This window comes from Paraburkholderia sp. UCT70, assembly GCF_050434085.1.
GTDB classification, from domain to species: domain Bacteria; phylum Pseudomonadota; class Gammaproteobacteria; order Burkholderiales; family Burkholderiaceae; genus Paraburkholderia; species Paraburkholderia tuberum.
Window position 1 is genome coordinate 2,911,239 of the sequence record NZ_JBNPVZ010000002.1, and the last position, 26,479, is coordinate 2,937,717.

Sequence of the window (26,479 nt, forward strand, 5' to 3'; positions counted from 1 at the left end):
TTTCGCCCTGAATGACGTAGTAGCAACGCGGCCTTTTAGCGCGCCATGTCGTATCAAGCGCCACGCGACAACTCAGCTTTCCCTATTGCGCGCACTACCGTTCTCTGCTCGCGCGAAAGTCAAACAATTCGCATAAAGGACGGTCCGCAATTCACGTTGAATACCTTCCGAAAGATTCGCGGATTACGATTCACTTTATCTTTGCACGCGGCATTCGCTTTACTGAATACGGACATTTCCGTCCTGTCCCGGAGACAGCCCATGAAAGACACCGCCACGCCAACCGCCGCGGATCGGGTTCCACTGACCGCCGCGCCTGCATCGAGCGCCGGTGACGACGGCTCGCTGCCGCATCTGCGCGAGATTGCGTCGTTCGGGCACCAGGTGACCGGCGTCGCCGTCGCCGCGGACGGACGCATCTTCGTCAACTTCCCGCGCTGGACAGAAGACGCGCCGATCTCCGTCGGCGTACTCACGCCCGATGGCGACGTCCGTCCTTATCCCGACGATCGATGGAACGGCTGGCGCAACGCCAGGCGTGACGAGTTGAACCCGCAGGATCGCTGGGTCTGCGTGCAGGCGATGCTGTGCGATTCCCAAAACAACCTGTGGGTACTCGACCCCGGCGCGCCGGCCCAGGCGTTCGTCGTGCCGGGTGCCCCTAAACTGGTCCGCATCGATCTTGCGACGGATAGCGTCGCCGGCTGCATTGCGTTCACGCTCGAAATCGCGCCTCAGGGCAGCTATCTGAACGACGTGCGCATCAGTCCCGACGGCCGTTTCGCCTACATCACGGACTCTGGAACACGCGGCGCGATCGTGGTGGTCGATCTCGGCACCGGTCAAGCGTGCCGCGTGCTCGACGGGCATCCGTCGACGCAAACGGATCCGGGCGTCACGGTCCATGCAGGCGGCGCACCATTGCGGCGTCCCGATGGACGCGGCGTCGAATTTGCGGCCGACGGCATCGCGCTCACTCGCGATGGACTGTATCTGTACTGGCAGGCGGTGAAGGGCAAAACGCTTTACCGCGTACCCACCGAAGCGCTTCGCGATACCACGCTCGCGACCGATGAAGTCGGCAACCGCGTCGAGAAAGTGCTCGAGCATCGCCCCGCCGACGGGCTGCACATTGACCGGACGGGACGCCTGCTGATTACCGCGGTCGAAGAACATGCGGTGAAGGTATGGGACGGCGCGACATTGACGACGTTGCTGCACGAGCCCGGCCTGCGATGGCCGGATACGTTCGCGGAAGGGCCGGACGGCACGATCTACCTGACCGATTCACGCATTCCCGAGATGAACTGGTTCAAGCCGGGCCATCCCGACGCGCTGTCTTCGAGGTTGCTGATCATTGCCGACGCCGCTCCGTCAGCGGCGCCGGACACCAAACCGGGCACGCCGCCCGGCTCGCAAAGCGAAGCGGATCGGAACCGCTCACCCGACTGACGCCACACCGCGGCCGCCGTTCGTCCGTGCGGCCCGGCGCGCCGAGGCCGGCCGGGAACGCGCCATGCTGGTGGAGGACAAGAGCTGGCGCGCCAGCGCGTCTGCCGTATATGCACGCGCCAAACGGCGCCAGGGGTCGAGTGATGATCGGCGAAACCTCATTCGCAACGCACTGCCCGCCTGAAAACGGACAGCCGATGGAGAACGTCGCATGACGATCGGCTGCCCCGAATGCGGCGCGCTCGAAGACATCCCGCCGCTCACCGCACATACCTACGCGCGTTGCCGCGCCTGTCACTTTCCGCTCGAGCGGCGTAGCGGCCGAAGCCAGACCGCGGCGCTCGCCTGCGCGAGCGCGACCTTCGTATTGCTGTTTCCGGCCAACCTCGCGCCCCTGATGTATGTCCATATGCTCGGCGTCGAGCGCTCATCACTGCTGTCGTCGGGAATCGTGGAGATGTGGAACGATGGCTGGTTCATTCTCGCGGTACTGCTCGGCACCTTCGGTATCGTGCTGCCATTCATCCGCTTTGGCGGCCTCGTGATCGTCCTCGTCGCGCTGCGGCTCGGCCGGCGTACCAGAGGAATCGGTGCGCTGTTTCGCTGGACCACCTCGCTCGATATCTGGACCATGCCCGATGTCTATCTGGTCGGCTGCTTCGTCGGTTACGCGCGCGTGACGCAGAATCTGACCGGCACGATCGCCCCCGGCGGCTACTGCTTCATCGCGGCGGCGCTGCTGTCGATGCTCACGCGCGCGTCGCTCGACCGGAGAACCGTGTGGCGCGCGATCGCCGCGGAAAACGAGTTGCCGGAACATGAAGCGCCGCTGTCCTGCACGGTTTGCGATCTGGTCGTGCCGATGTCGCAGGAGGGGCGCCCCTGCCCTCGCTGCGCACTGACGTTGCGCGCTCGCAAAACCGACGCCGTCGTGCGCGCGGCTGCGCTGTCGCTCGCCGCGCTCGTTCTGACGATCCCGGCCAACTTCTTTCCGATGACCACTTCGATGCAACTCGGGCGGACCCAGTCGCACCGGATCATCGACGGCGTCTATCAGCTGTTTCACGCTGGCCTGTGGCCGATCGGCATTCTGATCATCTGTACGAGCATCGTCATTCCGGTGGCGAAGATTCTCGGCATGGCATGGTTCGTCGTCTCCGTTCGGCGCCGTTCGCGCCGGCATCTGCGGGTCAAGGCGCATCTGTACCGCCTGATCGACGAACTCGGCCGATGGTCGTACGTCGACGTGTTCACGATCGCCGCGTTCGTGCCGCTGATCCAGTTCGACGGCATCGCCGCGGCCAGACCCGCCATCGGCGCCACCGCGTTCGCGCTGGTCGTGTTGCTGACGATGGCCGCTTCGCGCGCATTCGACCCGCGCCTGATGTGGGACGTCCACCCGCGGAGCAAGCGATGAGCGGCACGCGTCCCCGTCGTTCGCAGGCCCAGGTGCGGCGCAGCGCGTGGCCCGGCTGGATCTGGGCGGTGCCGATCGCAGCCTTCGCGATGGCCGGATGGCTCGGCGTTCGCGCGTTGATGCATCAGGGCGAGACGGTCACGGTGACCTTCGACAACGCGTACGGCATGAAGCCCGACGACACGATCGTCACGCTGCGCGGCGTGAAGGTCGGCGCCGTCTCGGAGATCACGCTCGCGCCCGATGGCCAACACGTGCAAGCCGAGCTCAAGATAGATCGCGCCGAAAAAAAGTATCTGCGCAGCGAGACCAGGTTTTTCCTGCGCGGCGCACACGTGGATCTCAACGATCCAGCGTCGTTCAAGGGAGTGCTGTCCGGCCCCGAGATCGTGATGGAGCCCGGGCCCGGCGAACCGGCATCGCGTTTCGACGGAGTCGATCGCCGCCCCGCGCTCGCGCCGGGGCACGGCCCGGTCGTCACCTATCTGGTGCGCTTCGACGGTGCGGTCGGCGACCTGAAGAGTGGTGCCGATGTGCAATTGCGCGGTTTCGACGTGGGCACCGTCACCAGCGTGCGCCTGAACTACGACGCACGCACGGGCGCGCTGAGCACCCCGGTGCAGATCGCGCTGAACCCGTCGCAGCTTGGCATCGTCGGCGCGCCGCCACCGGCCGACGGGGACTGGCGCCCGCTCGTCGACGGCATGCTCACCCGCCTCGTGGCCACCGGGTTGCGCGCGCGGTTGTCGCAAGACCCGCCGGTCGTCGGCGCGGCCAAGATCAACCTCGACTTCGTGCAAGGCGCGCCGGTGGCGACGCTCGCCAGCGAGGACGGCATGCCCGTCATTCCGAGTGTCGCCGCCGCGAATCTCGACACGACGATGGCCAAGGCCAACGAGGTGATCCAGAAAATCGACGATCTTCCGATCCGGCAAACCGGCGAACAGGTCCGCAGTATCGCCGCGCATATCAACGCGCTCAGTTCCTCGCCTCAGATCAAGGACAGCCTGACGCACATCGACCACTCGGTCGCGCAGATCGATCACACGTTGCAGCAGGTCTCGCCACAGATCGGTCCGCTCGTCGCGCAATTGCGCGAGACGGCGAACGCGGCCGATCGCACCGTTGCCGCGGCGAACCGGACGCTAGGCGGCGACGCGTCGAGCCAGAACGACCTGCCTGCCGCCATGCAGGAGCTGACCGACACCGCACGCTCGATTCGGGCACTGGCCGACTATCTCGACCGCCATCCGGAGGCGCTGATCCATGGCAGGCAGCAGGAGGCTCAATGATGACGAGGTCCACGTTCCCCGTCGGACGCGCCGTCGCGACATCGCTCGCGACGAGCGTCAGGACGGCGGCGTTTGTCGTAACCGTCGCGGCGATGACGCTCGCCGGATGCGGACACAGCATACCGACACGCTATGTGACGTTGAACCCGATGCCCGCCGACGCGCCGCCCGCCACGGCGCCGATCCCACCGATTCAACTGACCGCCGTGCATATTCCCGCGGTGCTCGATCGGCTCGAAGTCGTCACGCTGGCTTCGCAGAACCGGCTGACGATCGACGATAGCGACCGGTGGGGCGCACCGCTCGCTCAGATGATGCGCAAAACGCTTGCCCAGGACTTGCTCATGCGGCTGCCCGCCGGATCGTCCGTCGTTCCGGATGCACCCGCACCGCCCGGCACGCGCACGCTGGTCGTCACCGTGCTGAATGCCATGGCCGACCCGAGCGGCACGCTGACGCTGCAAGCGGAGTGGACGCTGCTGGCCGGGCACTCGGATCAGGCGCCGCTGCGGCAGCAGGTGACGCTCGACTCCGCGATCAATGGACACGATGCGCTCGCGCAGGCGGCCGCGTTGAGCCGCGTTCTCGGCGAATTGGCCGACCGGATCGCGGCGTCGGTCCTCGCGCACTGACCGACGGCGTCGAGTTCGCTGCCGCATCGATCACGCAGTACCGCTATCGCCTTTCCTTGCGGAAAGCCGGTTGAAACGCTGCTCGACCACGCGTGTTCCCCATTGCGTGCCTTCCGATTCTTCACTTAGCCGAAAGCCGAATGACTCGTACAGATGACGCGCCGCGTCGAGTCCCTTGAACGTCCATAGATAGGTTTCGTCGAACCGCTCGTCGACGAAACGCATGGCATGCGACAGCAATTGCCGTCCAATCCCGGAGCCGCGCAAGGAATCGTCGACGATGAACCAGCGCAAATGAGCGACAGCCGTGTCGTTATCCCCGTCGATCGCGACAGACGCGAGCGTGCGGCCGTTTTCGACGTATAGCCAAAGCCCTTTACCTTCGGCCGGCAATGCGCCCGCGAACTCCGCCAGCCCCGTCGCGACCTTCTTTTCGAAGAAGGCGCCGAAACCCCAGTGTTGCGCGTAATAGCGCCCGTGCAGACTCGCGATATCGCCGATGCAGCCGGCTTGGTAGCCTTCCACGATTCCCGCGGACCCCGCTTCCGGCGCGGCAAGCTTGCTGACGTCGCCTTGCGCGAGGGCGTCCGCGTACAGCGCGAGAGAACGGACCAGCGCCTGCTGGTCGGCGGGAACCATGCGCCGCAGCGCGCCGGACACGCGATCGGTCGCGAACCGGTCGATCTTTTTGCGCAACTTCTGACCTTCGGCCGTCAGGTACAGCTCGGAGGAACGGGCATCGTCTAAAGAGACCGTGCGCTCGACCAGTCCGCTCGCTTCAAGCTTTGCGATCTGCCGGCTCGTATTCGATTTGTCGAGCCGCAGGATGGTCGCCAGATCTTTGGCGCTGATGCCCGGCGACATGCCGATCTCGATCACCGCATGCACGGCCGATGGCGCCAGATCGCTGTCGGCGATGGTCGTGCGCATGAAACCAAGTTCGCGGACCAGCCGGCGGGAAAACTCGCGGAGTTCGAGAATCGTCGTGTCGCGGGGCTTGGCGGGGGCGTCGATCAGGTCCACGATGGGGCTCACATATCAGTTGCGTTGCGCAATCAATATAGTTGCGGCTCGCAACTTAAGCAAGAGCGAAGTGGCAGTCGCGATCGCTGCAACGCAGCATCCAGATGAAAAAAACCGGGCTCAACCGAACCCGGCTTTCTTTTCCGAACAACCTCGTCAATACCGCTGATTCTCCATCAACCGCTTGACGGTCAACGCCAACGGCACAGTAAAGAAGATATGCGACGTGAACCCGCCGATAATCACGGTCGAAGTAAGTCGGATGGTTTGGACTACGGCCTTTAAACGGCGTCGGGTACCTGACGAGTTTTCAGAAACGCTTCGAGCGTTTCGCCGCGCATGCTCGCGTACACGCCGAGATTGGTGATCTTCACCACACGCGCGAACTTCTCGAGCACGAAGAAAGACACCCCATAACGGATCAGACCGATCCAGTCGGTGTTGTCGACCAGCGTGCGTTCTTCCGGCGTCAGGCCGGCCGCATCGTATGAGGCGGTGCGGTCTTCGAGCCACAGCGCGCGCGCCGACGCTTCGCGCATCTGCCAGAAAAAGCGGTTCAGGCGCATCGCCTTCATGCTCTGGCGGATATCGAACGGATACGTGCCGGTCAGTTCTTCGACGCCAATTAGTTGCGGATTCATTACGCCACCTCTTCTTCGTAGATCGTCACGGCCATCGCGGTGCTGGTCGCCAGGTAGTAGTTGCGATGCAGCTCGCGGACCTTCTGGCCCAGCGCGCCGCGCATCGCGAGCCACATGATCGTCTCGACGCTTTCCGCGCCGCCGAGGCGCACGTAATCGACGTGCTTCATCGCGGCAAGACGCTCCGGATCGCTGACGATCAGGTCGAGGAATTCCATGTCCCATTCGGTGTTGTTGAAGCCGCTGCGTTCGCCATGCACCTGGTGCGACAGCCCGCCCGTGCCGACCACCACGACCTTCAGATCCTGCTCGAACGATTCGATCGCGCGACGCAGCGCCTGGCCGAGCCGGTAGCAGCGATTCGCGGTGGGCAGCGGATACTGCAGCACGTTGACTTCGAGCGGCACCAGCGACAGCGGCCAGCCGCCCTGATGCGCCAGCATCAGCGACAGCGGCGAATTGACGCCGTGATCGAGCGGGCGGTCCTGGAAGACGGTCAGATCGAATTCGTCGGCGACCAGTTGCTCGACGATATGGATCGCGAGATCCGGATGCCCGGCGATGTCGGGCAGCGGACGCTTGCCGGCGCCTTCATCGGCGAATTCGTGGTTGGGCGACACGCCGAGCGCGAACGTGGGATAGCAGTCGAAGAAGAAGCTGTTCGCGTGGTCGTTGTAGAACATCACCATCACGTCGGGCTTCTGCTCGGCCAGCCACTGCGCCACCGGTTCATAACCCTTGAACATCGGCGCCCATGCCGGTTCGTTCTGCTTGCCCTTGTCGTACGCCAACCCGATCGTGGGTACATGGGACGTGCCGATACCACCAATGATTCTTGCCATATTCGTTCTCTTCCGTCACTTCGTGCTGCTGCCAATCGGATAGGTCGCCAGGTTTACCGCGCTGGTCACCACGACCGTCTTGGGATACAAAGATAGAAATTGTGCCGCGATACGGGAAGCACGGGTATACCTCAGGCAGCGCAGGGTTGATGAGTAAAAACCCGGCATTTGCGCGGCCGGAGCGCGGATGAAGCGCGCCCTGACCCACGCCGCGCAGGGCTCCCTCGGTATCCCAAGCCCGTGAGGCAAGCCTTCCCCGACGCCTTGGCATCTCGTCACGCGATAAATAAAACAGATGGCCCGGAAAACAACTCGCAACGCACATTTCCAAGGCTTGGAGCGGTGCTGCACGCGTGGCTATACTGCGCTGCTTCCGACGAGCGACGAAACGATGAACGAGACCACCCAGCAAGCGATTGTGCAGACCTTACGCGAGAAGATCCTGTCGGGCGAACTGTCGCCCGGGCAGCGGCTCGTCGAAGCGCAGCTTGCGCAATGGCTCGGCGTGTCGCGCACGCCGCTGCGTTATGCGTTGAGCGTGCTGTCGTCGGAAGGCCTGCTCGATCGTTCGGGCTCGCGCGGTTACGTCGTGCGCCGCTTCAGCGTGCGCGACGTGCTCGACGCGATCGACGTGCGCGGCGTGCTCGAGGGACTCGCCGCGCGCTCGGTCGCCGAAAACGGCGTGAGCCCCGCGCTCGCCGCCGCGCTCGACGACTGCCTGCGTGAAGGCGACGCGATCTTCGAGCAAAAGCATCTGCAGCCAGGCGACGACGTGCGCTACGCGCAGATGAACGGCCGCTTTCATGCGCTGATCGTCGAAGCGGCGCAGAACCAGGCGGTCACGGCCGCGCTCAGTCTGAACGACAAGGTGCCGTTCGTGTCGCCGTTCACGATCGCGTTCGACGAATCCGCGCGCGAGCGTCAATTCATGATGCTGATGTACGCGCATCGCCAGCATCACGCGATCGTCGACGCGCTGAAAAAAGGCGAAGGCGCGCGCGTCGATGCGTTGATGAAGGAGCACACGCATATCTCGAAGGAAAGTCTGAATCTGTCGCTGCCGTCGTTGCATCTGATCGCGGGCGCGGCATGAGCAACGACACGCTTTCCGCCGCAACCAGCCAGGCGACCGCCAAAGCGCCGCTGTCGGTCAGCAGCAAGGACCTGCTCAATCTCGCGCAACTGCGCGCATTCCGGCTCGTCGCCGATATGGGCAGCGCGACGCGCGCGGCGGCCGCGTTGTTTCGCGCGCAGTCGGCGGTCACGCGCTCCGTGCAGGAGCTCGAGTCGGCGCTCGGCGAACCGCTGTTCGATCGCGGTCCTTCGGGCATGCTGCCCACTCCGGTCGGCCGCGCGGTGCTGCATCGCTGCGAGCGGATCTTCGCTGAACTCGAAGAACTCGCCCGATGGTGCACCACGCGACAGACGCGCCGCCGGCCCGTCGCGGAAGGCGCATTGCCCGCGTACCTGCTCAACACGCGGCGGTTGCAACTATTCGCGGCGCTCGCGCGGCATCGGCATATGCCGAGCGCGGCAAAAACCTTCGGCATCAGCCAGCCCGCGGTGAGTACCGCGATCCGGGTACTCGAAAGCGGCTCGGGACTGAGTCTGTTTCACCGCAGCCCGCGCGGCATTCTGCTGACGGCCGAGGGCGAGACGTTCCTGCTTCACGTACGCCGCGCGCTGAACGAACTGCGCCACGTCCCCGACGATATCGCCGCATTGCACGGCAAGATTCAGGGCTCGGTGACAGTCGGCGCGTTGCCGCTCGGGCGCACGCTGATCCTGCCGAAGGCGATCGCGCGAATGACCTCGGAGAATCCGGGCGTGCGCGTGGTCACCGACGAAAGCGCATACGAGACGCTCGTGGCCGGTCTGCGCGCGGGCGACATCGATTTCATTCTCGGCGCGCTGCGCGACAACGACGCGACGAGCGGCCTGAAAAACGAGCGGCTGATGTCGGAAGATATGGTGGTGCTGGTGCGCCGCGGTCATCCGCTGACTCACGCGCACGATCTGACCATCATGGGTCTGCGCGACGCGCAGTGGATTCTGCCGCGCAGCAACGCGCCGGCGCGTGCGCTGTTCGAAACGCAATTCAAGCGGATGAAGGTGAAGCCTCCTCTGCCGACCGTCGAGACCGCCGACCTCGCGGTGATTCGCGGCCTGCTGCTCGGTACCGACATGGCGGCGGCCTTGTCGGCGCAGCAGCTGCATCACGAGATTCAGTCCGGGCAACTGGTGGTGCTCGATGTACCGCTGCACAACACGCGGCGCGAGATCGGCCTGACGATGCGCGCGGCGGGCACGCCGTCACCGGCGGCGCGCGCATTGATCGACGCGATCCGGCTGTCGGTCGTCGATGTGACGCGCACCGTCAGTATCGGCGCGAACTGAGCACTTCCATTGATTAGGGTGACAAAGAGTTGATGTCGAGTGTGATTTCCCCGATGTACGCGAGGCTTCTTGCGTTGCGCCTGGTTCGTGCGTCCCTTGGCATTGGAAAAGGACTTCGTCATAAACCTGCGAAGACGCGCACCGCATTGGACCGCCGCGCAAGGAACCGTGCCAGCTCCGGCACGAACCGCATGCGGAAATAGCATAGGGAATGACGCGTTAATGAAGCATCGCCGTATCACCTGCGGCGACAATTCTCCGACAATAGAAGAGCACGTACCTCACCACGCGGCGCCTCGACGACACCCGGAGAAAACGTAATGAACAAACGCCAGTTCCTGACCAGCGCCGCGGCACTGGGCGCGGCGGTCGCGCCCGCATTCGGCGCGAAGCGTGAGCACGCCGAATGCGGGCCGTCTCCAGTCGTCCTGACGATCTCCGGCGCGATCAGGCACAGCAATCGCGGCGCGCTCAATCCGGCTCTCGATCAACTGCTGGCGAAGCATCAGGTGAAGTTTTCGCAAGCGTACGGCGTCGATCTGCCGTGGCTCGCCCGCATGAAAACCGTGACGATCCATCCGACGATCGAATACGATGCGCACATGCATACGTTTAGCGGCCCGCTGCTCACCGACGTGCTCGCAAACGTCGGCGCGCCCGACGCGGGCAGCACGCAAATCGTCATGCACGCGGTCGATGGCTACGCAGTGTTGACGACGCTCGACAAGGTGCGCGAGTTTCACTTCATCGTCGCGACACAAATGGACGGCAAGCCGCTGGCGCTCGGCGGCGTGGGGCCGTTATGGACGATCTACGACGCCGATCAGATTCCCGAACTCGCGGCCAGGCCACTGAAGGACCGCTTCGAATTGTCGCCGTGGGGCCTGTATCACATGCAGCTCACAGAGGCGTCATAGCGCGCCGCCGAATCGCTCGACGCACGCCTGCCGCACGCGCTCGACCGAGCTCGCCCAGTCCTCGCCCGGCGCGCGCCGGAACAGGCGCAGCGTGTGCGGATACCACGGCGAATCGTCGCGCTCGTGCATCCAGCGCCAATCGACGTCTCTTTCGGGCAGCATGACCCAGCACGGCTTGCCGAGCGACGCCGCCAGATGCGCGATCGATGTGTCGACGCAGATCACCAGATCGAGTTGCGCGACGATCGCCGCGCTGTCCGCGAAGTCCGTCACGCGCGCGCCGAGATCGAGCAGCGGCCGCGTGACCGGCGCATTGCGCGCTTCGTCCTCGCCCTGCCCCTTCTGCAAGCTCACGAAGCTCAGGCCTGGCACGCTCCACAGCGGCGCGAGCGTGGCGAGCGACGGCATCGAGCGATTCGCGTCGTTATGATGCTTCGCGTTGCCCTTCCAGACCAGACCGACCCGGTGGCCGGGCGGCAGTGCGTCGAGCGCGGGGCGCCATTGTTCGATGAGCGCGGGATCCGCGCTCAGTCGCGCGGGACGCGGAATCGTATCCAGCGTCGTGCGCAGATACAACGGCACGCTCAGCAGACTGGTCCAGCAATCGTAGGTCGCAACGCGCGCGAGCGCTCCATGGTGGTCGAGCACCGCATCGACGCCATCCACCTCGCCGATCAGCCGATGCAACGCCGGCGCACACGCAAACGCGATATGCGCGGCCCCCAGCGCTTTCAGCAGCGGAACGTAGCGGCTGAATTGCAGCATGTCGCCGAGGCCGTCTTCCTGCCACAGCAGCACGGACCTGCCCCCGAGCGGCTCGCCGAGCCATTGCGGACAACTGAGCATCGCCCGCGACTTTCGATGAATGAAATGGGGCTGCTCATAGCGGCATTCATAGAGGGGCCAGCCCTCGTCGAAGCGGCCGAAGCCGAGCAGCAACACGGCGAGGCTGAAACGCGCCTCGCCATAGTCGGGTTTCAATGCAATCGCCTGTCGATACGCGCCTTCAGCCTCGGCAAAGCGCCCGAGTTGCGTCAGCGCGTTGGCAATGTTCGAGTGCGCCTCGGCGAGTTGTGGCGACACCGCGAGCGCTTGCCGGAACGCGTCGAGCGCTTCCGAAAAACGCTCGAGCACGCGCAGCACGCAACCCAGATTGTTGTGCGCATGAGCAAGCCCTGGCTGGCAGCGAATCGCGTCTCGGTAAGCCTGCTCGGCTTCCTCATAACGTTCCTGCCTGAACAGCGCCACGCCGAGGTTGTAATGCGCCTCCGCGTAGTCCGCCCGATGCGCGAGCGCTTCGCGGTACGCCGCCTCGGCCTCGCTGACCCGATCGAGGTCGACGAGCACCGCGCCAAGATTGAGATGCGCTTCCGCGTAGTCGGGCCGGATAGCGATCGCGAGCCGGCAAGCCAGCTCCGCTTCCGCGAGACGCCGCGTCGCCTTCAGCACACCGGCGAAATTATTGAGCGCCTCCGGATATTGCGGCTTCAGCGTCAGCGCTTCGCGATACGCGGCGTCCGCTTCCGCGAGACGCCCAAGCTCCATCAGCACGCTGCCGAGGTTGTTGTGCAATTCGGCATGGGCACGCAAGCCGCGCAGCGCATGACGATAAGCCACTTCTGCTTCCTGCGGGCGTCGCAGGTCGCGCAGCACGATGCCGTGGTTGTAATGCGCTTCGGCGTGGTCGGGCTGAAGCGTCACCGCCTGCCGATATGCCGCCTCCGCTTCGGCGCGGTAGCCGAGCCCGTAAAGCACGTTGCCGAGTTGATAATGCGCGTTCGCGTCGAGCGGGCGCAGCGACACCAGTTGCCGATACGTCGACTTCGCGGCCGACAGGCGGCCGAGCGATCGGAATAGCGAGCCGAGACTCGCGTAGACGTCCGCGTAATCGGGCTTCAGATACAGGCACTGGCGCCAACGATTCTCCGCGTCCGCCCACTGACCCAGCGCGAACGAACACGCACCGGCGATATTGAACGCATCGGCCCGCTGATCGTTCGGCAAGGCGGAATCTTCGAGCAGCGGCGCGACGAGGGGCAACGCGTCGGCGAACTGCCCGGCCGAACATAGCGCCACGGCTCGCTGGTTGATGTCGGCGATCGAAGAAGCAGGCGTCTGCGTGAGTGTCATGTGTCGTGGCGATGTTTCAGCGGCGGGGCCGTGCAGCGGGTGCGCCGCCGTTGCGCTATTGATTCGATACGCGCACCTCGCGCGATTTCACAGCATAAGTGATTCGCCTCGGCCTCAGCGCCCCGAAATAAGCGCTTTTTCACCGTCTAATCCGCCGTTATGCCCGTCATTGCGAATGAAAGGATCGCGCGGTGATGCTAGAATCGCGCCCGTCTTTTCTTCGACGATCATGACTCGACACTCGCGCAACCACCTGACCGCATGGCTTGGCCTCGTCGCCATGTGGCTCGTCGTGTTCGCACCGCTCATGAGTCAGTTGCTCGAATCGGGCCGCGCCCACGAGCCGATTGCCGCGCTATGTTCGGCGCTTCATCCGGCTGGTGCAAGCAACGTGAGCGATGCGAGCGTCGTCGCTCAAACCAGCCCCGCGCCCGTGCATCTGAGCCACGACGATGCATTCGGCGCCTGCGGCTACTGTCATCTGCTCGAACATCACGTCGCGATGCCGACGCTCGCCGCCGTCGAGCCGCCGGCCGCGCTGCCGCTGTCCGGCACCGCGCCGCCCACGCTGTCCACCCGCTTCACCCCGCTTGGCGCCTTCCCGTCGGGACGTCCGCGCGCCCCACCTGCCGTTTCCTGATCGCTACCGGTTCTGATCGCGCATTCGTCGCTCACATCGACGAGGCCTGCGATCGCCTGTTCAATGCATCGAGGAAACGCTCATGTTCAACTTCGCGCTGCGAAGGCTGTCTTTTTGCGTCCGTCGTGACGCTGTCTTTTCCGCTCATCGCGCGGTTCGTCGTTTCGTTCTTTGGCCCGCGCTCATGCCTGCCTTCGCGCCGGCTTTCGTGCCGGCTTTCGTCGCAACATCCGCGCAGGCCGCCGACGCAATCACCGACGCGACGCTGCCCGCCGTCAGCGTCAATGCGAGCGCAAGCACGAGCGCCGCACCGCGCGCCGTCGACCCGAGCCTGCCCGCCTCCGTCGAAACCGTGACGCGCGATCAGTTCGCGAACTGGAACGTCGTCAACACCGAGGACGTGCTCAAGTACATGCCGAACCTGGCGGTACGCAAGCGCTTTACCGGCGATCTGAATTCGATCATCGCGGTGCGCGGCACCAGCAATACGCAGAGCGCGCGCGGCCTCGTCTATGCGGACGGTTTGCTGCTGAGCAACCTGCTTGGCAATAGCTATTCGTTTCCGCCGCGCTGGTCGATGGTGTATCCCGACGAAATCCAGCAGGTCGACGTAATCTACGGGCCGTTTTCCGCGCTGTATCCGGGCAATTCGCTCGGCGCGACCGTGCTGATCAGCACGCGCATGCCCAAGCAGTTCGAGGCCAACGCCGACGTGAAGGCATTCACGCAGCACTTCAGCCTGTTCGGCGTGAACCAGAGCTTCAACGGCAGTGAAGCGAGCGCGTCGATCGGCGATCGGATCGGCAAGTTCTCGTACCTGCTCGGCGTCAATCATCTCGAGAACACGAGTCAGCCGCTGCAATTCGCAACACTCGCGCATTCGACCACGCCCGCCAAGGCCGGCGACACGCCCGTCACCGGCGCCTATTTCTACAACAACCAGACCAATGCGCCGACGGCCGTGCTCGGTGTGAACGGCGAAGGCATCGAGCACACGGTGCAGGACCAGTTCAAGCTGAAGATGCAGTACGACTTCACGCCGACGCTGCAGGGCGGCTTCACGCTCGGCTACTGGCACCAGACGTACAACAGCGAAACATCGACGTTCCTGCGCGACGCGGCCGGCAACCCCGTGTACAGCGGCAACGTATCGATCAACGGTTACCACTACGCGATTCCGGTGGCCGCGTTCGCGCCGGGTGTCGGGCACAGCGAGAACTGGCTCTACGGCGTGTCGCTGAAAACGCGCAACGCGACCGGCTGGAACGGCGAGGCGATCGCCTCGTATTACGACATCGGCAATGGCGTCGCACGCACCGCGAATGCCGGCGGCCCGGGCAATGGCCCCGGCACCGTGCTGTTCAACGACGGCACCGGCTGGAAGACGCTGGACCTGCGCGGCACCTATACGCCCGCGACGAACCAGCCAGGACTGGCCAATCACGCACTGAGCGTCGGCTACCACTACGACAACTACTTCGTCGACAACCAGACCTACAACACGCAGGACTGGCGCGACGGCGACGCGACCTCGTTCGCCAACGCGTTCACCGGCAAGACGCAGACGCAAGCTCTTTATGCGCAGGACGCGTGGCGCTTTCTGCCGCGCTGGAAGCTCGTCTATGGCGTGCGCTATGAAGACTGGCAAGCCTACGATGGCGCACAGTCGCTGCCCGGCACGACGATCGCGTACAGCGATGCCAGCCAGCGCCACCTTTCGCCGAAGGCGTCGTTATCGTTCGATGTCAGCGACGAGCTGACTTTGCGCGCGTCGATCGCTCGCGCGTATCGCTTTCCGACCGCGAGCGAACTGTTCCAGGGGCAAATCAATGGCTCCGCGATCGTCAACAACAATCCATATTTGCAGCCCGAAGACGATCTGTCGAAAGAGCTGAGCGCCGAATGGGCGCATTGGAATGGCGTGTTCCGCTTCTCGCTGTTTCAGGACGACGTGAAGAACACGATCTTCAGTCAGACCGACACCACCATGATTCCGAACGTGACGAACTTCCAGAACATCGGCAAGGTTCGCTCGCGCGGCGTCGAAGCAAGCTATTCGGGCGAGGACGTGTTCGTGCGCGGGCTCGATCTGCTCGCGAGCGTCGCGTACACGCAGTCGAAGATCCTCGAGAACGCACGGAATCCGGCCTCGGTCGGCAAGTACTTCTACCGCATTCCGCTGTGGCGCGCGAATCTTGCCGCGACGTATCACTTCGACGCGCGCGCGGCGCTGACGCTCGCCGCGCGTTACTCGGGTCGTCAGTACAACACGCTGACGAATACCGACACGAACCCCAACGTGTTCGGCGGCGCCAGCACCTACACGGTCGCCGACGCGAAGTTCACGTTCAAGCCGACGAAGCTCAGCGAACTCGGCATCGGCGTCGACAACCTGTTCGACGCGCGCTACTTCGTCTACCACCCATATCCGGGCCGCACGTTTTATGTCGAAGCGAAGCTGCATATCTAGGCCTGACGCAAGACGCGGCAAACCGCTTGTCGCACACGAACCATCGCCCCATTTGCCCGACGAGGATTTCATGTCCACGACTCAAACCGCTGCCGCAACGAGCGGCCCCGCATATCCAGGCTATAAAACACTGTGGCGCTGGCATTTTTATGCGGGCCTCTTCGTGATGCCTTTTCTACTCGTGCTCGCCATCACCGGCACGCTGTATTGCTTTCAGCCGCAGATCGAGCCGCTGCTTTATCGACAGCAACTGGTCGTCGCACCGCAAGCCGTCCCGAGGCTGGCCGACAACGCGCTGCTCGCGAAAGCGCGCGCGGCGATGCCGCCCGGCTCGATCGCGACGACCGCCGTGATCACGCGCGATCCGCAACGCAGCGCGGAATTCGTATTTCGTCTCGCGGACGGCACGCAGCAGAGCGTCTATCTGAATCCGTATAGCGGCGATGTGCTGGGCACGCTGAGCGTCGAGCATCGCTTGATGCAGGTGGATCGCATGCTTCATCGCAAGCTGCTGCTCGGCAAGCCCGGCGAACTGCTGATGGAACTGGCCGCATGCTGGACGCTCGTGATGATCGGCACCGGCGTCGCACTATGGTGGCCGCGCGGCAAAACGACCACGCGCGCTGTGCTGCTGCCGCGCCTGGCGCTGAAAGGACGTCCGCTATGGAAAAGTTTTCACGCGGTGATCGGCATCTGGCTCGCGCTTGGCGCACTTGCGTTCGTATTGACGGGGCTGCCGTGGACCGGCTCGTGGGGCAAGCAGTTCAAGGCGTTCGCGACCGCGACGAAGCTTGGCGCTCCGCCGGGCGCGTGGGGCGGTTTGCCGTTGCGCTCCATCGTGCCGGGAACGCACTCGGACCACCCGGACCACGCGAGCGCCACGGTCGCGCATGCCACGCACGCCGACATGGACTCGATGCCCGGCATGGTCATGGACGACCTGCCGTTGCCGCTGACGCCGTGGGCCGCGGGCAACGCGAGCGTGCCCTCTTCCGCGGTCACCGACGCGGCGCAGCCTCTGTCGCTCGGCCATATCGTCGCGCTCGCCGCGTCGCTCGGTATCGCGGACGGCTACAGCATCGTGCTGCCGAACTCCGCAGCCGGCGTCTACACGCTTTCCTGGTTCCCCGCGAATCCCAAAGACGAACGCACGCTGTACGTCGACCAATACAGCGGCGCGATCCTGAAGGACATTCGCTACGGCGATTACGGCGCGATCGCGAAGGCCGTGTCGTACGGCACCTCGCTGCATATGGGTCGCTACTTCGGCGTCGCGAATCAGATACTGTGCGCGGCCATTTCGCTCGGTCTTGGCGCGCTCGCTGTGACCGGCTTCGTGATGTGGTGGAAACGTCGGCCGCAACGCTCGCTCGGCGCGCCGTCGCGCGAGCGCGCCGCGCCGCCGATGCGTGGCTGGAAAACCGGCCTCGCGCTTCTTGGCGTCGTTTTCCCGCTGATGGGCGCAACGCTCGTCGCGGTGTGGCTGCTCGACCGGCTGGTTTTCGGCCGTGACTCACGACCCGAACCGCACGGCGTGGCGTGAGATCAAGATGAGCCGGGGCGCACCGCTTGTGTCTCACGAGCGTTTACGATATATTTTGCTCGCTTATGATCGATTCACACCGAAACGGAGACGAGACCCATGCAGCGCACCCGGGAAGATGCAATCAACGGGCTACTGCCCGAGCAGCGCGAAGCACTGATTCTGGAGCGATTGCGCACGCATGGTCGCGTGCTCGCGACCGAACTGGCCGCCGAGCTACAGATCTCCGAGCACACCGTGCGCCGTCATCTGCGCGATCTCGCGGATCAGGGGCACTGCAAGCGCGTGTACGGCGGTGCGCTACTGATGTCGCCCGCCGACAAACCCGCGGCGCTGCGCATGCATGAGGCCGTCGATCGCAAGGCACGCCTTGCCGCGGCGGCCGTATCGATCGTTCGTCCGAAGCAGATCGTGCTGCTCGACGCGGGCACGACGAACGTCGCGATCGCGTCGGCGCTGCCCGACAACGCCGGCCTGACCGTAGTCACGAATTCGCCCGAGGCCTGCGCGCGGCTGCTGAACCGCCCGGGTATCGACGTGATCCTGATCGGCGGCCGCATCGCCGGCGGCGCGGCGGGCTCGCTCGGCGCGACCGCGCTGCTGCAGATCCAGCAGATCCGCGCGGACCTCTGTTTTCTCGGCGCCTGCGCCTTCGACCCCGACGAAGGCGTCGCCGTATTCGACGCAGAGGACGCCGAACTGAAACGCGCGATGGTCAAAGCGAGTAGCCAGATCGCCATCGCACTGACCTCGGAAAAGCTCATGACAGCGGCGCCGTTCGCGGTAGCGCCTGTTTCGGCCGTCGATTATCTGTTCGTCGAAGCGGACGTGCCGGACGCGCGTGTCGCGAGCCTCCAGGCCGTCTGCGATAACGTGATGGCGGCACGCCCATGAACTCACTCGTCAGGGAACGCATCGCGACGCTCGCCGTCTTTCTCGCCAACGGTTTCGGCATCGGTGCATGGGCGGTCGAGGTGCCGCGCATCAAGGAAAGCCTGGCGCTCAGCGACACCTCGCTCGGCATCGCGCTGTTCTGCTTCGCGCTCGGCGCCATCGTTGCGATGCCGCTCGCGGGACAGCTCGCGCCGCGCCTCGGCAGCGGCCGCGCGACCGCGCTGCTCGGCGCGGCATTCGCGATCGCGCTGCCGTTGCCCGCGCTCGCGCCGGGCATGCTGACGTTGTGTGTGGTGCTGTTTGCGCTTGGCGCGTCGAACGGCGCGCTCGACGTGTCGATGAACGGACATGCGAGCGCGATCGAAACACGCTGGCGCGCGCCGATCATGTCGTCGTTTCATGCCGCGTGGAGCGCGGGCGGCCTGCTTGGCGCGGCGAGCGGCGCGATGCTGCAGAAAAGCGGCGTCGGCGTCGTGGGCGGGCTGTTCGCGCCCGATCTGTTCATCGCGGCCCTGATCATTTTCGCCGCGTCGTTTGCGTTGCGCGATATCGGTCCGCGCGCGGCCACCGCGTCAAGCGGCTTCGCATGGCCCGACAGCAGCGTGATGAAACTGGCGCTGCTCGCGTTCATGTGCATGCTCGTCGAAGGCGCGGTGGCCGACTGGAGCGCGGTGTACCTGCGCTCCACGTTGAACCAGGAAGCGAGCGTCGCCGCGATCGGCTACTCCGCGTTCGCGTTTTCGATGGCGGCCTGCCGGATCGCCGGCGATGCATCGGTGCGGCGCTTCGGTTCGAGCAAGGTCGTCGCGCTCGGCGGTCTGATCGCGCTCGCCGGACTCGCGCTCGTGCTGAGCTTGCCGACGGTGCTGACCGCGTGCGTCGGCTTCGCGATGGTCGGCATCGGTCTCGCGAATATCGTTCCGGTGATTTTCAGCGCGGCGGGTCGCTCGAGCGCGACGCCGGCGATCGGCGTGTCGATGGCGGCCACGTTCGGCTATGCGGGCTTTCTGGTCGGGCCGCCGCTGATTGGTTTCGGTGCCGGCGTGCTCGGCCTGCGCGCGGCGCTGGGCGTGCTCGTGATGGCCACGCTGATCGTGTCGCTGCTGGGCGGCAAGGCGGTGCGCGCCGCGCAACCCGCGTAGCCAGCGTTATTTCGCTTTCTTGTCGAGCACGGCAAGCGGCTTGCGAACGGGTAACGCATCGCGCGCCGCATGCTGACCCAATGGCCAGCTGAACGCGCCGAGCAGCGAGCTCGGCTGCGTACCAACGTCGAGACCAGTGGCGGGCCACTCGTGTTTCGCGGGCACCCAACGCGTGCCGAACACGTGATCCCACATCGGCAATAGCTGCGTGAAGTTGTGATTGAAATGCTCGGCGCGAATCGAGTGATGAAGCCGGTGATACTGCGGATTGTTGACCCACGTGACGTAGCGGCCAAGGTCCACGCGCAGATTCAGATGCGCGAAATAGTTGCCGAACATGAACACGATCGAGGTCGCACCGACGATCCACGGCTCGACCTTGAACAGTACGCCGACGAGCGGATAAAGCAGGCAGCCCTTGAGCAGCACTTCTATCCAATGATGCCGCAACGTGATCGTCACGTTGAAATCCACCGCGCTATGGTGCAGCGAATGCAGCTTCCACAGGATGGGCCATGTGTGCTGCAAGCGATGAAACGCGTATTCGAGGAAATCGATCGTCAGCAGCACGATCACGAACGAAGCGAGCGCGCCCCACCCGCGCGACACCAGCACCACCATCCCGCCGCCGAGTGCATTGACGATCGCGACGCTCGCGGCAGCCGTCAGCGGCTTCGTAGCTTCCGCCAACGCCAGATACAGGCCCGCATACGCCATGTTCAGACGCTGCCCCGCGCGCGATTGCAGCAATGCGGCTGGCCAGCGACGCTCGAGCAACGCACCGACGCCCATCATGACCAGCACGAGCGCATAGGCTTGCAGCCACAGGCTCGCGTGGTGCAGCAATGCGGGAAACGGGCTCGACGCTAACATGGAATTCCCGGATGCGGCGGTCGTTAGCGTGATCTTCGCAGCCCGCCGGCCCGCGCGCAAGCGCCCTTTAGCGGGGGCCCGCCGCGAATTCGGCTTCACCCGCAAGCACGGAAAAAAATGGCGGGGTCATCGCTTCACGCCGTCACGATCGCGAGCGGACGTTAGATGCAGCCGTATCGTCCGCTCGCGTCGTCGTTGTTTGTCGACATCCGTTTGGTATTGGCCCCGCCGCATCTCGCAAGTTGCGCCAAGCTCCCCGAGCGCGAACCGCGAAGACTTTTGCTGCCGTCGGCATTTGTTCACTGCGTGAAATCCCGGCTGCAACATGTGTAGTTCTTGTGCATTCGTCATTGCAATGGCTATGCCATGCTGGAATGAAGGCTTGCTACGTATGGAGAAATGCGTGCCGGGGCACTTCGAAGCGGGCCTGATCGCACGCAATGCATCGGAAATGAGACGCCGCGGGGATGCCCCGACGCCTTCGTGCTGGCTCGCACACGTCGTTCGACGCGCGCGGGAATACCCGAACGCGCATTGACGGACCAAGGTTTGCGACCCTTACCAGTCAATATGCCGACACGTCATGCGATGAAAGCGCGCCTGAATCATGCGGACCGGCGTGTCGCAAAGTTGAGACGGCAAGCAGCTTACAGCAGCGCGGTCAATTGCGCGACTCGCGACTCGAACTGCCGTAATTCATCGGCGGCAAGCGACCTCTTCTGCGGCAGGTCAACCTTGAGCGGATCCTGCGGCACATCGTTCACGTGGACCTCGAAATGCAGATGCGGTCCGGTTGCCCAACCGGTCTTGCCGACATAGCCGATCACCTGATCGCGCATGACGCGGCTGCCGGAGCGCAGTCCTTTCGCGAAGTGCGACAGATGCGCGAACGTCGTAGAAAACGGTGTGGGGTTCTGAATGACGACCACGTTGCCATAACCGGTCTGACGGCCGATAAAGCGGATTACGCCGCGCGCGGTGGCACGCACGGGCGTGCCGGCCGGCGCGGCAAGGTCCACACCGTCATGACTTTGCCAACGATGCAGCACCGGATCGAAGCGGCGCAACGAGAAAGCCGACGACACGCGCGTGAAGTCGAGCGGATAGCGCTCGAACGCAGGCCCTAGGCTGACGCCGTCTTTCGAGTAGTAGACCGGTTGGCCGTGAAGATTTTTCTGAAGGAACACGTCATGCGCGGTCGAGCCTCGCATGATGCGCACCGCGAGCGGTTCGCGCGATGCGTCTTTGCTGTTGTCGCTACCGGTGTCGAATACGGCGCTCACGCGGTCGCCAGGTTGCAGATCTCGCGACAGATCGAGTTCATCGTGAAACGCGCGCGACAGAATGGCTGTGGTGGCCCGCATCGACGCCGATGCTCTGCGCGGCGGCCGCGAATGTACGCTCGACCGGCGCTTCCCTCACGGTGTACGCGGGAGCTTGCGCAGCGGGCACGACCGGTGCGGGTGCCGACGCCGGTATCGGCACGCGGGCAACGGCCTGCGTCGAGTCCTTGCTCAGGAGCGAGACGTCGGGGTCGCCGTTGCGCGACCGGGTTACGACAACGAAGCAAGCATGTTCGACAGCCGTCGGACATGGGCCTTGAACGCGTCGCTCGTTTCGCGGTTCGTGGTGGAATTCAGATGCGAGCTTTCGACGAGTTGCGCCTGCTCGTGAAAGTCGTTGGCGATCCTGCGCTTGATATCGTCGGGCAGCGACCGCACGATGGAGACCAGCAAAGCCTCTTCGGCATGCAGCATGCCGAGAATCGAATGTGTGTCCATACGGGAACCTCCGTGGGGAACATCGTCGGTGCCGGCCGGCAGTGGCGCCGGCGCTCCTCATGTTACCCCGTTGGTTCCGCGTTGTTGGTCGTGCGCGTTACTCTGCGATCGAATAGCGCGACGGACGAGCACGCGGCTGCTCCGCCTCACGTTCGACGCGCGGACTCGCGCCGCGGATGAACAGGACCGCGCAAAACGCGACCATGGCCCAGATGCAAAGAATGACGGTCAAAGCGCTCATGTCAGTTTCCGGTACTTCGGGATAGTACGGTGATGCTGCCGCGCAGGCTGTCAATGCAGCGTGGACCGCTCGGGCGCACCGAACAGCAGCTCATCGATCAGGGCGGTCGTGAACGTCAGCTGCGTTTCGAGCGATTGGCGCGCGGCTTGCGCGCCGGCTTCGTCGCTTCGGGCGACGGCCGCGTGTGCCTGCGTGGCGAGACGCACGATGGCTTCGGAACCGCGTTGCAGTTCGCGCATCGCGGGCTCGTCCGGCCCCGGCGTCGGCTGATCCCGTTCCGAGGTGGTGAGTTCCGGCAGGTCGGCGTCGAACCGGCGGGGTTTGTTGTGACGGGAAGACATCCGGAGCTCCTGACGGAAAAGCGCGATATACGCGACGGGACGAACCCAGTGTGCGCCGCCCCCCCGCGTTTCAATTCACCGAACAGAAGCCGAATCTGAAGCCAATCCGGGGGCTTCGGGAAAAACGAGGGTTTTTACGGAGCAATTAGCGCAGGTGGGCCGCAAATCCCGTCGCCGGGGCGTTGGAATTCGCGGCAGCGGCAGGAAAACGTCTACCTTGCCGGCGCGGAAAAGACTTTGAGCGGCCTCAAACTGCCGGAACAACATCGATGCGCAATGCCTCGCCGCCAGCGGCAATCGCCAGCAGGTGATCGACGTTCGGATGCGCGCCCGGACGGTTGCGCGCGTCGGCCGTATGCTCGGCAAACAGCGCGAGGCCGTGTTCGGCCGCCTTCGCGTCGAGCGTGCCGAACGCGCCGCGCAGGTAGTTGTACACCGCGAGCGACCCCTGCTTGCCAGGTTTGTTCTCGATGCTAGCGACCACGGTACCGCTGCCATTGACCAGATCGATGCGTGCGATGCCGTCGATCGCCGGCATTCTGGCGAGATTTTCCTTGAAAACGTTGCTCGGTTCGATCATTGAAACCACTCCTTCCGTTCTAAAAAATGCATGGCGGGCCGTATCTTATCCGATGGGCGGCGAGCGGGCGAATTGGTGGCCACGACGGATCGGAACGCGCATCTGATACCTGGTATTCCTAGCAATTTTTCGCATGGATTCTGGTCTCGACAGATCAAAGAAAACGTTTAACTTGAAACGCACAACGCGCACGAATTCGGCCACCGTGTAATCACTTTCGAAGGAAGTCGGCATGGAGGCGAAAGCAATGCGTCGGCTCCACGACGAGGAATGCTTCGTCAACCTAACCAACTTTGACAAAATTAACCAAATCGATAATCAATGTGGATCACACATAAAATCAGCCTCAAAATCGAAACCTGGAAAGGCAGATCAATCAGAGAAAAATCGAACCATTCCCCGCCCCAAGTAACGAGATCACAGTCTGGTCGCGTTTTGGACCTCTTGCAAACAGCCTTGAGATATGATCTCCTATGACTTACAGAATATTTATGTAACGCAATCCAGCGGCGCCCGGAATCGCCATGCTGCAACACAGCGACGTTTGATTGGGGAGACAGCCAGGCAGCATAAGGAAAATGGCCCATCGCAAGACTAGCAACGAGGATGATTCATTCCTCGGCGTAAGGCGCCTCTGTGCTCATCAATCTATGTTATATGATGACTGATGTTTTAATCATGAGGCGTTATTTCTGGCGGACTGCCAGATTATTTTAAAATCACCAACTCTTGAAAAGGAGCCACAAAAAATAATCATCCAATATTGAAAAAATTAATCAGATATTCAATCAATTAAAATCTGGAGACGAAATGCTTTCCCCGAAGAAAACCACGCTTGCCTTTACCCTCAGCGCTGCCACCGCGCTTTTATTCACCGCCTGCGGCGGCGGTGTGAATGACGCTTCATCCTCTTCCGCCGGCAATCCGTCCACGAGCTCGCCGGCTCCCACGCCCGATCCGTCGAAAAACGGCGCGATTTCGCTGCACGGAATCGTCTACGGCGCGGCCGATACCAGCTTGCCGACCGGCGCGGGCGTTCCGATCACGATGATGGGGCAAATGCGAGCGCTGTTCGATCTGATCAGAAAATCGTCCGATTTCACCCAGGTGGTGATGGATCTCGGCGACGGCAGCCCGGTCCACGTGCTCGATACGAACACCGGCGACAAATTCCTGCCCGGCAAGCTCGCGCTTGGTTTGTCGTGGATCCTGATCGACATGAAAACGAAAGGCGATCCGGCCTACGCCGATTATCTGGCGACGTACCAGAAGATCACGACCGCGATGATGACGCAGATGACCGGCTCCAATTACACGTATGCGAATACGTCCTGGGGCGAGTACTACTATCTCGTCGCGCTCAACAATTTGCAGTCGCACGGCATGCTCAACGAAGTGTTCAGCGACGCGATGCTGAAGACGCTGCAGGCACGCCTGACCTTCTGCGACATGTTCGGCGCGGATGCGAGCGGCAAGACCGACACCTGCCCCGCCGCGGGCACGCCGATCGACGTCGCGTCGCTCAATACCGCGCAGAACTACTACGCGGTGTCGTATGGCATCGCGGGGCTGAGGCAGAAGCTCGGCTGGAGCAATCCGACGTTCTCGTCGTCCACCGACGCGACCGTGGCTACGATGAACGCGCGCGACGCGCTGCTGTACACGCTGACGAAGCACATCCGCAACGATTCGACGGGCGGCTTCTCCGACGAAGCGGCGAACACCCACACGACCTATTACGACCAGGCGCGCTACGACCGATACAGCACGCTGCTGATCGGCGAAGTGACCGAGCGCACGCTGGAAATGGGCAATCAGGCGAACCTGACGCCGGAACTGAAGTCGTATCTGCGCAAATCGGTCGACCTGATTCTTCCGCAGCTCAATACCCATGGCCAAGGCTTCAACTATGGCCGCTCGATCGGCCCATACGGCGACTCGGCATTCATGGAAGTGCTGACCGCGGCGGCCAATGCCGGCGTCCTGACCGATCAGGAAACGAAGGTCGCCTATACGTACATCTACAAGTCGGCTCTGCGCTTCAGCAACTTCTGGTACGACCCGACGCTGCCGACGCCGTCCGTCAACATGTGGGTCAAGGGCCGCGGCACCGATTCGTATCGCGGCAAGCCGCGCGTGATGGGCGAAAACTTCAGCCTGCTGCATCAGTACATGTACGTGAACGCGTGGTGGGACAAGCTCGGCTTCAACGGCAAGGCGCCGCTGTCCGACACCGACATGCAGTCTTACCTCGACGCGTTCCCGCACTACACGCTGACCTGGTACAACCAGCCGAGCGATACCGCGCATCCGTATAGCGCCGCGCTGATCACGGTGCGCGACGGCAAGCGCGTGATCAACCTGAACCTGAGCCAGGCGCCCGACTACAACTCGTACACGCCGTACTATCCGGCGCCGTTCTCGGACAATCTCGCGTATGGCACGACTGACCTCGGCTATGCGCTGATGATTCCGCAGGTCACGTACAACGGCAAAACCTATATCCCGGTCACGTACTACAAGAATCTGAACGTGCAGGAAACCAATGGTCAGGTGGTCGTCACGTTCGACACCGCGAAGTTCAGGCAAGCGGCCAAGAACGCGTTGTACACGACGGATCTCGATCTGCAGGTGCACACCGTGATGACGTTCGCCAAGGGCTCGATCACCCGCACCGATACGCTGAGCTCGGGCACGTTGACGGGCAATCTCGCGGTGGAAACGGACTACACGTCGTTCGCGGACTTCCAGAACACGACGGCGAATAGCGACGGCTACTCGGTCAGCTACACGAATAGCCCCGCCACGAACTACGCCGCCATGGGTTTCGATAGTTGCGCGCTGTCGCAGTTCGATACGGTGAACGGTGCGACGAACCCGCTGTCGACCACGCCGATTGGACAGTTGCACTCCAACTTCGCCTGTACGACCAACCCGTTCGCGTTGACTGGCGGCGCCAGCCGCACGCTGACGTGGACGCTGAAGTACGCCGATCCGGCCTGATAGCGGCAAGCGCCTTCCTTCCTGTTTTCAGGGAGGAAGGCCTCGTTCGATGGTTGATACGGGTAGCAGCCATACCGGTAGCACAAGTTGAACCTCGCGAGCGAAGTCGGCGAAGGCAAGCGGCCTCTCGATAGTGCGCGCGCGGCGCTGAATACCGTTATGCAGCGGGTCAACCCGGCGTCAGCTGAAAAGCGTTGATCGAGAAGTCAGCGTGCGAGCAGCAGTTCG

General features: G+C 63.6%; 22 protein-coding genes and 1 pseudogene. 13 read left to right on the forward strand and 10 right to left on the reverse strand.

Annotated elements, in window-relative coordinates; genetic code table 11:
* Window positions 1-261: 261 nt before the first annotated feature.
* The 4 genes from OKW41_RS15710 to OKW41_RS15725 all read left to right on the forward strand — a co-directional run bounded on the left by OKW41_RS15710 (window position 262) and on the right by OKW41_RS15725 (window position 4,793).
* On the forward strand, window positions 262-1,452 hold the full coding sequence (locus OKW41_RS15710) for an L-dopachrome tautomerase-related protein (protein ID WP_429444038.1): 1,191 nt from the start codon (window positions 262-264) through the stop codon (window positions 1,450-1,452).
* Between the two features lie 211 nt (window positions 1,453-1,663).
* Window positions 1,664-2,869, forward strand: a complete 1,206-nt coding sequence (locus OKW41_RS15715; protein WP_429573088.1) for a paraquat-inducible protein A — start codon at window positions 1,664-1,666, stop codon at window positions 2,867-2,869.
* Window positions 2,866-4,161 carry an MlaD family protein gene (locus OKW41_RS15720; protein WP_429444040.1) on the forward strand — a complete coding sequence of 432 codons (1,296 nt, stop codon included), beginning with the start codon at window positions 2,866-2,868 and terminating at the stop codon, window positions 4,159-4,161. Before OKW41_RS15715 ends, OKW41_RS15720 begins: the two co-directional genes overlap by 4 nt.
* A complete protein-coding gene (locus OKW41_RS15725) occupies window positions 4,158-4,793 on the forward strand; it encodes a PqiC family protein (protein ID WP_429573089.1) in 636 nt (211 codons plus the stop codon). Before OKW41_RS15720 ends, OKW41_RS15725 begins: the two co-directional genes overlap by 4 nt.
* A 30-nt stretch (window positions 4,794-4,823) precedes the next feature.
* On the opposite strand, the gene OKW41_RS15730 is transcribed toward OKW41_RS15725, so the two are convergent.
* The 3 genes from OKW41_RS15730 to OKW41_RS15740 all read right to left on the reverse strand — a co-directional run bounded on the left by OKW41_RS15730 (window position 4,824) and on the right by OKW41_RS15740 (window position 7,299).
* Complete coding sequence (locus tag OKW41_RS15730) at window positions 4,824-5,816, reverse strand: bifunctional helix-turn-helix transcriptional regulator/GNAT family N-acetyltransferase (RefSeq protein ID WP_429573424.1); 993 nt, start codon at window positions 5,814-5,816, stop codon at window positions 4,824-4,826.
* A 281-nt stretch (window positions 5,817-6,097) separates the two neighbouring features.
* Complete coding sequence (locus OKW41_RS15735) at window positions 6,098-6,457, reverse strand: protocatechuate 3,4-dioxygenase (protein ID WP_429573090.1); 360 nt, start codon at window positions 6,455-6,457, stop codon at window positions 6,098-6,100.
* Window positions 6,457-7,299, reverse strand: a complete 843-nt coding sequence (locus tag OKW41_RS15740) for a gallate dioxygenase (RefSeq protein ID WP_429573091.1) — start codon at window positions 7,297-7,299, stop codon at window positions 6,457-6,459. Before OKW41_RS15740 ends, OKW41_RS15735 begins: the two co-directional genes overlap by 1 nt.
* Window positions 7,300-7,690: 391 nt before the next feature.
* Here OKW41_RS15740 and OKW41_RS15745 point away from each other — a divergent pair, with 391 nt between their 5' ends.
* From OKW41_RS15745 to OKW41_RS15755, 3 genes are all read left to right on the forward strand, one after another.
* Window positions 7,691-8,392, forward strand: coding sequence for a GntR family transcriptional regulator (locus tag OKW41_RS15745; protein ID WP_429291528.1), 702 nt, complete (start codon window positions 7,691-7,693; stop codon window positions 8,390-8,392).
* On the forward strand, window positions 8,389-9,696 hold the full coding sequence (locus OKW41_RS15750; protein WP_429444043.1) for a LysR family transcriptional regulator: 1,308 nt from the start codon (window positions 8,389-8,391) through the stop codon (window positions 9,694-9,696). Before OKW41_RS15745 ends, OKW41_RS15750 begins: the two co-directional genes overlap by 4 nt.
* 320 nt (window positions 9,697-10,016) lie before the next feature.
* Window positions 10,017-10,613 carry a molybdopterin-dependent oxidoreductase gene (locus tag OKW41_RS15755; protein WP_429573092.1) on the forward strand — a complete coding sequence of 199 codons (597 nt, stop codon included), beginning with the start codon at window positions 10,017-10,019 and terminating at the stop codon, window positions 10,611-10,613.
* Here OKW41_RS15755 and OKW41_RS15760 read toward each other — a convergent pair.
* Window positions 10,608-12,743: a tetratricopeptide repeat protein gene (locus tag OKW41_RS15760; protein ID WP_429573093.1), complete on the reverse strand. Its 2,136-nt coding sequence runs from the start codon at window positions 12,741-12,743 to the stop codon at window positions 10,608-10,610. The genes OKW41_RS15755 and OKW41_RS15760 overlap by 6 nt on opposite strands.
* A 229-nt stretch (window positions 12,744-12,972) precedes the next feature.
* Between OKW41_RS15760 and OKW41_RS15765 the strand changes: the two genes are divergently transcribed.
* The 5 genes from OKW41_RS15765 to OKW41_RS15785 all read left to right on the forward strand — a co-directional run bounded on the left by OKW41_RS15765 (window position 12,973) and on the right by OKW41_RS15785 (window position 19,432).
* Window positions 12,973-13,383, forward strand: a complete 411-nt coding sequence (locus OKW41_RS15765) for a DUF2946 domain-containing protein (RefSeq protein ID WP_429444046.1) — start codon at window positions 12,973-12,975, stop codon at window positions 13,381-13,383.
* An 82-nt stretch (window positions 13,384-13,465) separates the two neighbouring features.
* Window positions 13,466-15,853: a TonB-dependent receptor gene (locus OKW41_RS15770; RefSeq protein WP_429573094.1), complete on the forward strand. Its 2,388-nt coding sequence runs from the start codon at window positions 13,466-13,468 to the stop codon at window positions 15,851-15,853.
* A 70-nt stretch (window positions 15,854-15,923) separates the two neighbouring features.
* Window positions 15,924-17,396, forward strand: coding sequence for a PepSY-associated TM helix domain-containing protein (locus OKW41_RS15775; protein WP_429573095.1), 1,473 nt, complete (start codon window positions 15,924-15,926; stop codon window positions 17,394-17,396).
* 99 nt (window positions 17,397-17,495) lie between these two features.
* Window positions 17,496-18,290, forward strand: coding sequence for a DeoR/GlpR family DNA-binding transcription regulator (locus OKW41_RS15780; RefSeq protein WP_429444049.1), 795 nt, complete (start codon window positions 17,496-17,498; stop codon window positions 18,288-18,290).
* Entirely contained in the window at window positions 18,287-19,432 is a 1,146-nt protein-coding gene (locus tag OKW41_RS15785) for an MFS transporter (protein ID WP_429573096.1), read from the forward strand. Before OKW41_RS15780 ends, OKW41_RS15785 begins: the two co-directional genes overlap by 4 nt.
* Before the next feature lie 183 nt (window positions 19,433-19,615).
* Here OKW41_RS15785 and OKW41_RS15790 read toward each other — a convergent pair.
* The 6 genes and pseudogenes from OKW41_RS15790 to OKW41_RS15815 form a co-directional block, all read right to left on the reverse strand.
* Window positions 19,616-20,305 (reverse strand): annotated as a pseudogene (locus tag OKW41_RS15790) (sterol desaturase family protein); the annotation flags it as partial.
* 647 nt (window positions 20,306-20,952) lie between these two features.
* The gene (locus OKW41_RS15795) at window positions 20,953-21,669 is read right to left on the reverse strand and encodes a peptidoglycan DD-metalloendopeptidase family protein (RefSeq protein ID WP_429573097.1); all 717 of its coding nucleotides are present in this window, start codon (window positions 21,667-21,669) and stop codon (window positions 20,953-20,955) included.
* A gap of 189 nt (window positions 21,670-21,858) precedes the next feature.
* The gene (locus OKW41_RS15800; RefSeq protein ID WP_429573098.1) at window positions 21,859-22,086 is read right to left on the reverse strand and encodes a hypothetical protein; all 228 of its coding nucleotides are present in this window, start codon (window positions 22,084-22,086) and stop codon (window positions 21,859-21,861) included.
* A 97-nt stretch (window positions 22,087-22,183) separates the two neighbouring features.
* Entirely contained in the window at window positions 22,184-22,327 is a 144-nt protein-coding gene (locus OKW41_RS15805; RefSeq protein WP_167368704.1) for a hypothetical protein, read from the reverse strand.
* 50 nt (window positions 22,328-22,377) lie between these two features.
* Entirely contained in the window at window positions 22,378-22,668 is a 291-nt protein-coding gene (locus tag OKW41_RS15810) for a hypothetical protein (RefSeq protein ID WP_429573099.1), read from the reverse strand.
* 247 nt (window positions 22,669-22,915) lie between these two features.
* Window positions 22,916-23,248 (reverse strand): DUF2322 family protein, encoded by a 333-nt coding sequence (locus OKW41_RS15815; RefSeq protein ID WP_429573100.1) that lies wholly within the window; start codon window positions 23,246-23,248, stop codon window positions 22,916-22,918.
* An 810-nt stretch (window positions 23,249-24,058) separates the two neighbouring features.
* On the opposite strand from OKW41_RS15815, the gene OKW41_RS15820 reads away from it, so the two are divergent.
* Window positions 24,059-26,251 (forward strand): hypothetical protein, encoded by a 2,193-nt coding sequence (locus OKW41_RS15820; RefSeq protein ID WP_429573101.1) that lies wholly within the window; start codon window positions 24,059-24,061, stop codon window positions 26,249-26,251.
* Window positions 26,252-26,479: the final 228 nt, after the last annotated feature.

Coding starts and splice junctions, on each gene's coding strand:
- OKW41_RS15810 (WP_429573099.1), bottom strand. CDS start 22,668: ATGTCTTCCCGTCACAACAAACCCCGCCGGTTCGACGCCGACCTGCCG.
- OKW41_RS15720 (WP_429444040.1), top strand. CDS start 2,866: ATGAGCGGCACGCGTCCCCGTCGTTCGCAGGCCCAGGTGCGGCGCAGC.
- OKW41_RS15760 (WP_429573093.1), bottom strand. CDS start 12,743: ATGACACTCACGCAGACGCCTGCTTCTTCGATCGCCGACATCAACCAG.
- OKW41_RS15795 (WP_429573097.1), bottom strand. CDS start 21,669: ATGCGGGCCACCACAGCCATTCTGTCGCGCGCGTTTCACGATGAACTC.
- OKW41_RS15820 (WP_429573101.1), top strand. CDS start 24,059: ATGCTTTCCCCGAAGAAAACCACGCTTGCCTTTACCCTCAGCGCTGCC.
- OKW41_RS15815 (WP_429573100.1), bottom strand. CDS start 23,248: ATGATCGAACCGAGCAACGTTTTCAAGGAAAATCTCGCCAGAATGCCG.
- OKW41_RS15805 (WP_167368704.1), bottom strand. CDS start 22,327: ATGAGCGCTTTGACCGTCATTCTTTGCATCTGGGCCATGGTCGCGTTT.
- OKW41_RS15745 (WP_429291528.1), top strand. CDS start 7,691: ATGAACGAGACCACCCAGCAAGCGATTGTGCAGACCTTACGCGAGAAG.
- OKW41_RS15755 (WP_429573092.1), top strand. CDS start 10,017: ATGAACAAACGCCAGTTCCTGACCAGCGCCGCGGCACTGGGCGCGGCG.
- OKW41_RS15750 (WP_429444043.1), top strand. CDS start 8,389: ATGAGCAACGACACGCTTTCCGCCGCAACCAGCCAGGCGACCGCCAAA.
- OKW41_RS15785 (WP_429573096.1), top strand. CDS start 18,287: ATGAACTCACTCGTCAGGGAACGCATCGCGACGCTCGCCGTCTTTCTC.
- OKW41_RS15740 (WP_429573091.1), bottom strand. CDS start 7,299: ATGGCAAGAATCATTGGTGGTATCGGCACGTCCCATGTACCCACGATC.
- OKW41_RS15715 (WP_429573088.1), top strand. CDS start 1,664: ATGACGATCGGCTGCCCCGAATGCGGCGCGCTCGAAGACATCCCGCCG.
- OKW41_RS15710 (WP_429444038.1), top strand. CDS start 262: ATGAAAGACACCGCCACGCCAACCGCCGCGGATCGGGTTCCACTGACC.
- OKW41_RS15765 (WP_429444046.1), top strand. CDS start 12,973: ATGACTCGACACTCGCGCAACCACCTGACCGCATGGCTTGGCCTCGTC.
- OKW41_RS15775 (WP_429573095.1), top strand. CDS start 15,924: ATGTCCACGACTCAAACCGCTGCCGCAACGAGCGGCCCCGCATATCCA.
- OKW41_RS15725 (WP_429573089.1), top strand. CDS start 4,158: ATGATGACGAGGTCCACGTTCCCCGTCGGACGCGCCGTCGCGACATCG.
- OKW41_RS15780 (WP_429444049.1), top strand. CDS start 17,496: ATGCAGCGCACCCGGGAAGATGCAATCAACGGGCTACTGCCCGAGCAG.
- OKW41_RS15735 (WP_429573090.1), bottom strand. CDS start 6,457: ATGAATCCGCAACTAATTGGCGTCGAAGAACTGACCGGCACGTATCCG.
- OKW41_RS15800 (WP_429573098.1), bottom strand. CDS start 22,086: ATGGACACACATTCGATTCTCGGCATGCTGCATGCCGAAGAGGCTTTG.
- OKW41_RS15770 (WP_429573094.1), top strand. CDS start 13,466: ATGTTCAACTTCGCGCTGCGAAGGCTGTCTTTTTGCGTCCGTCGTGAC.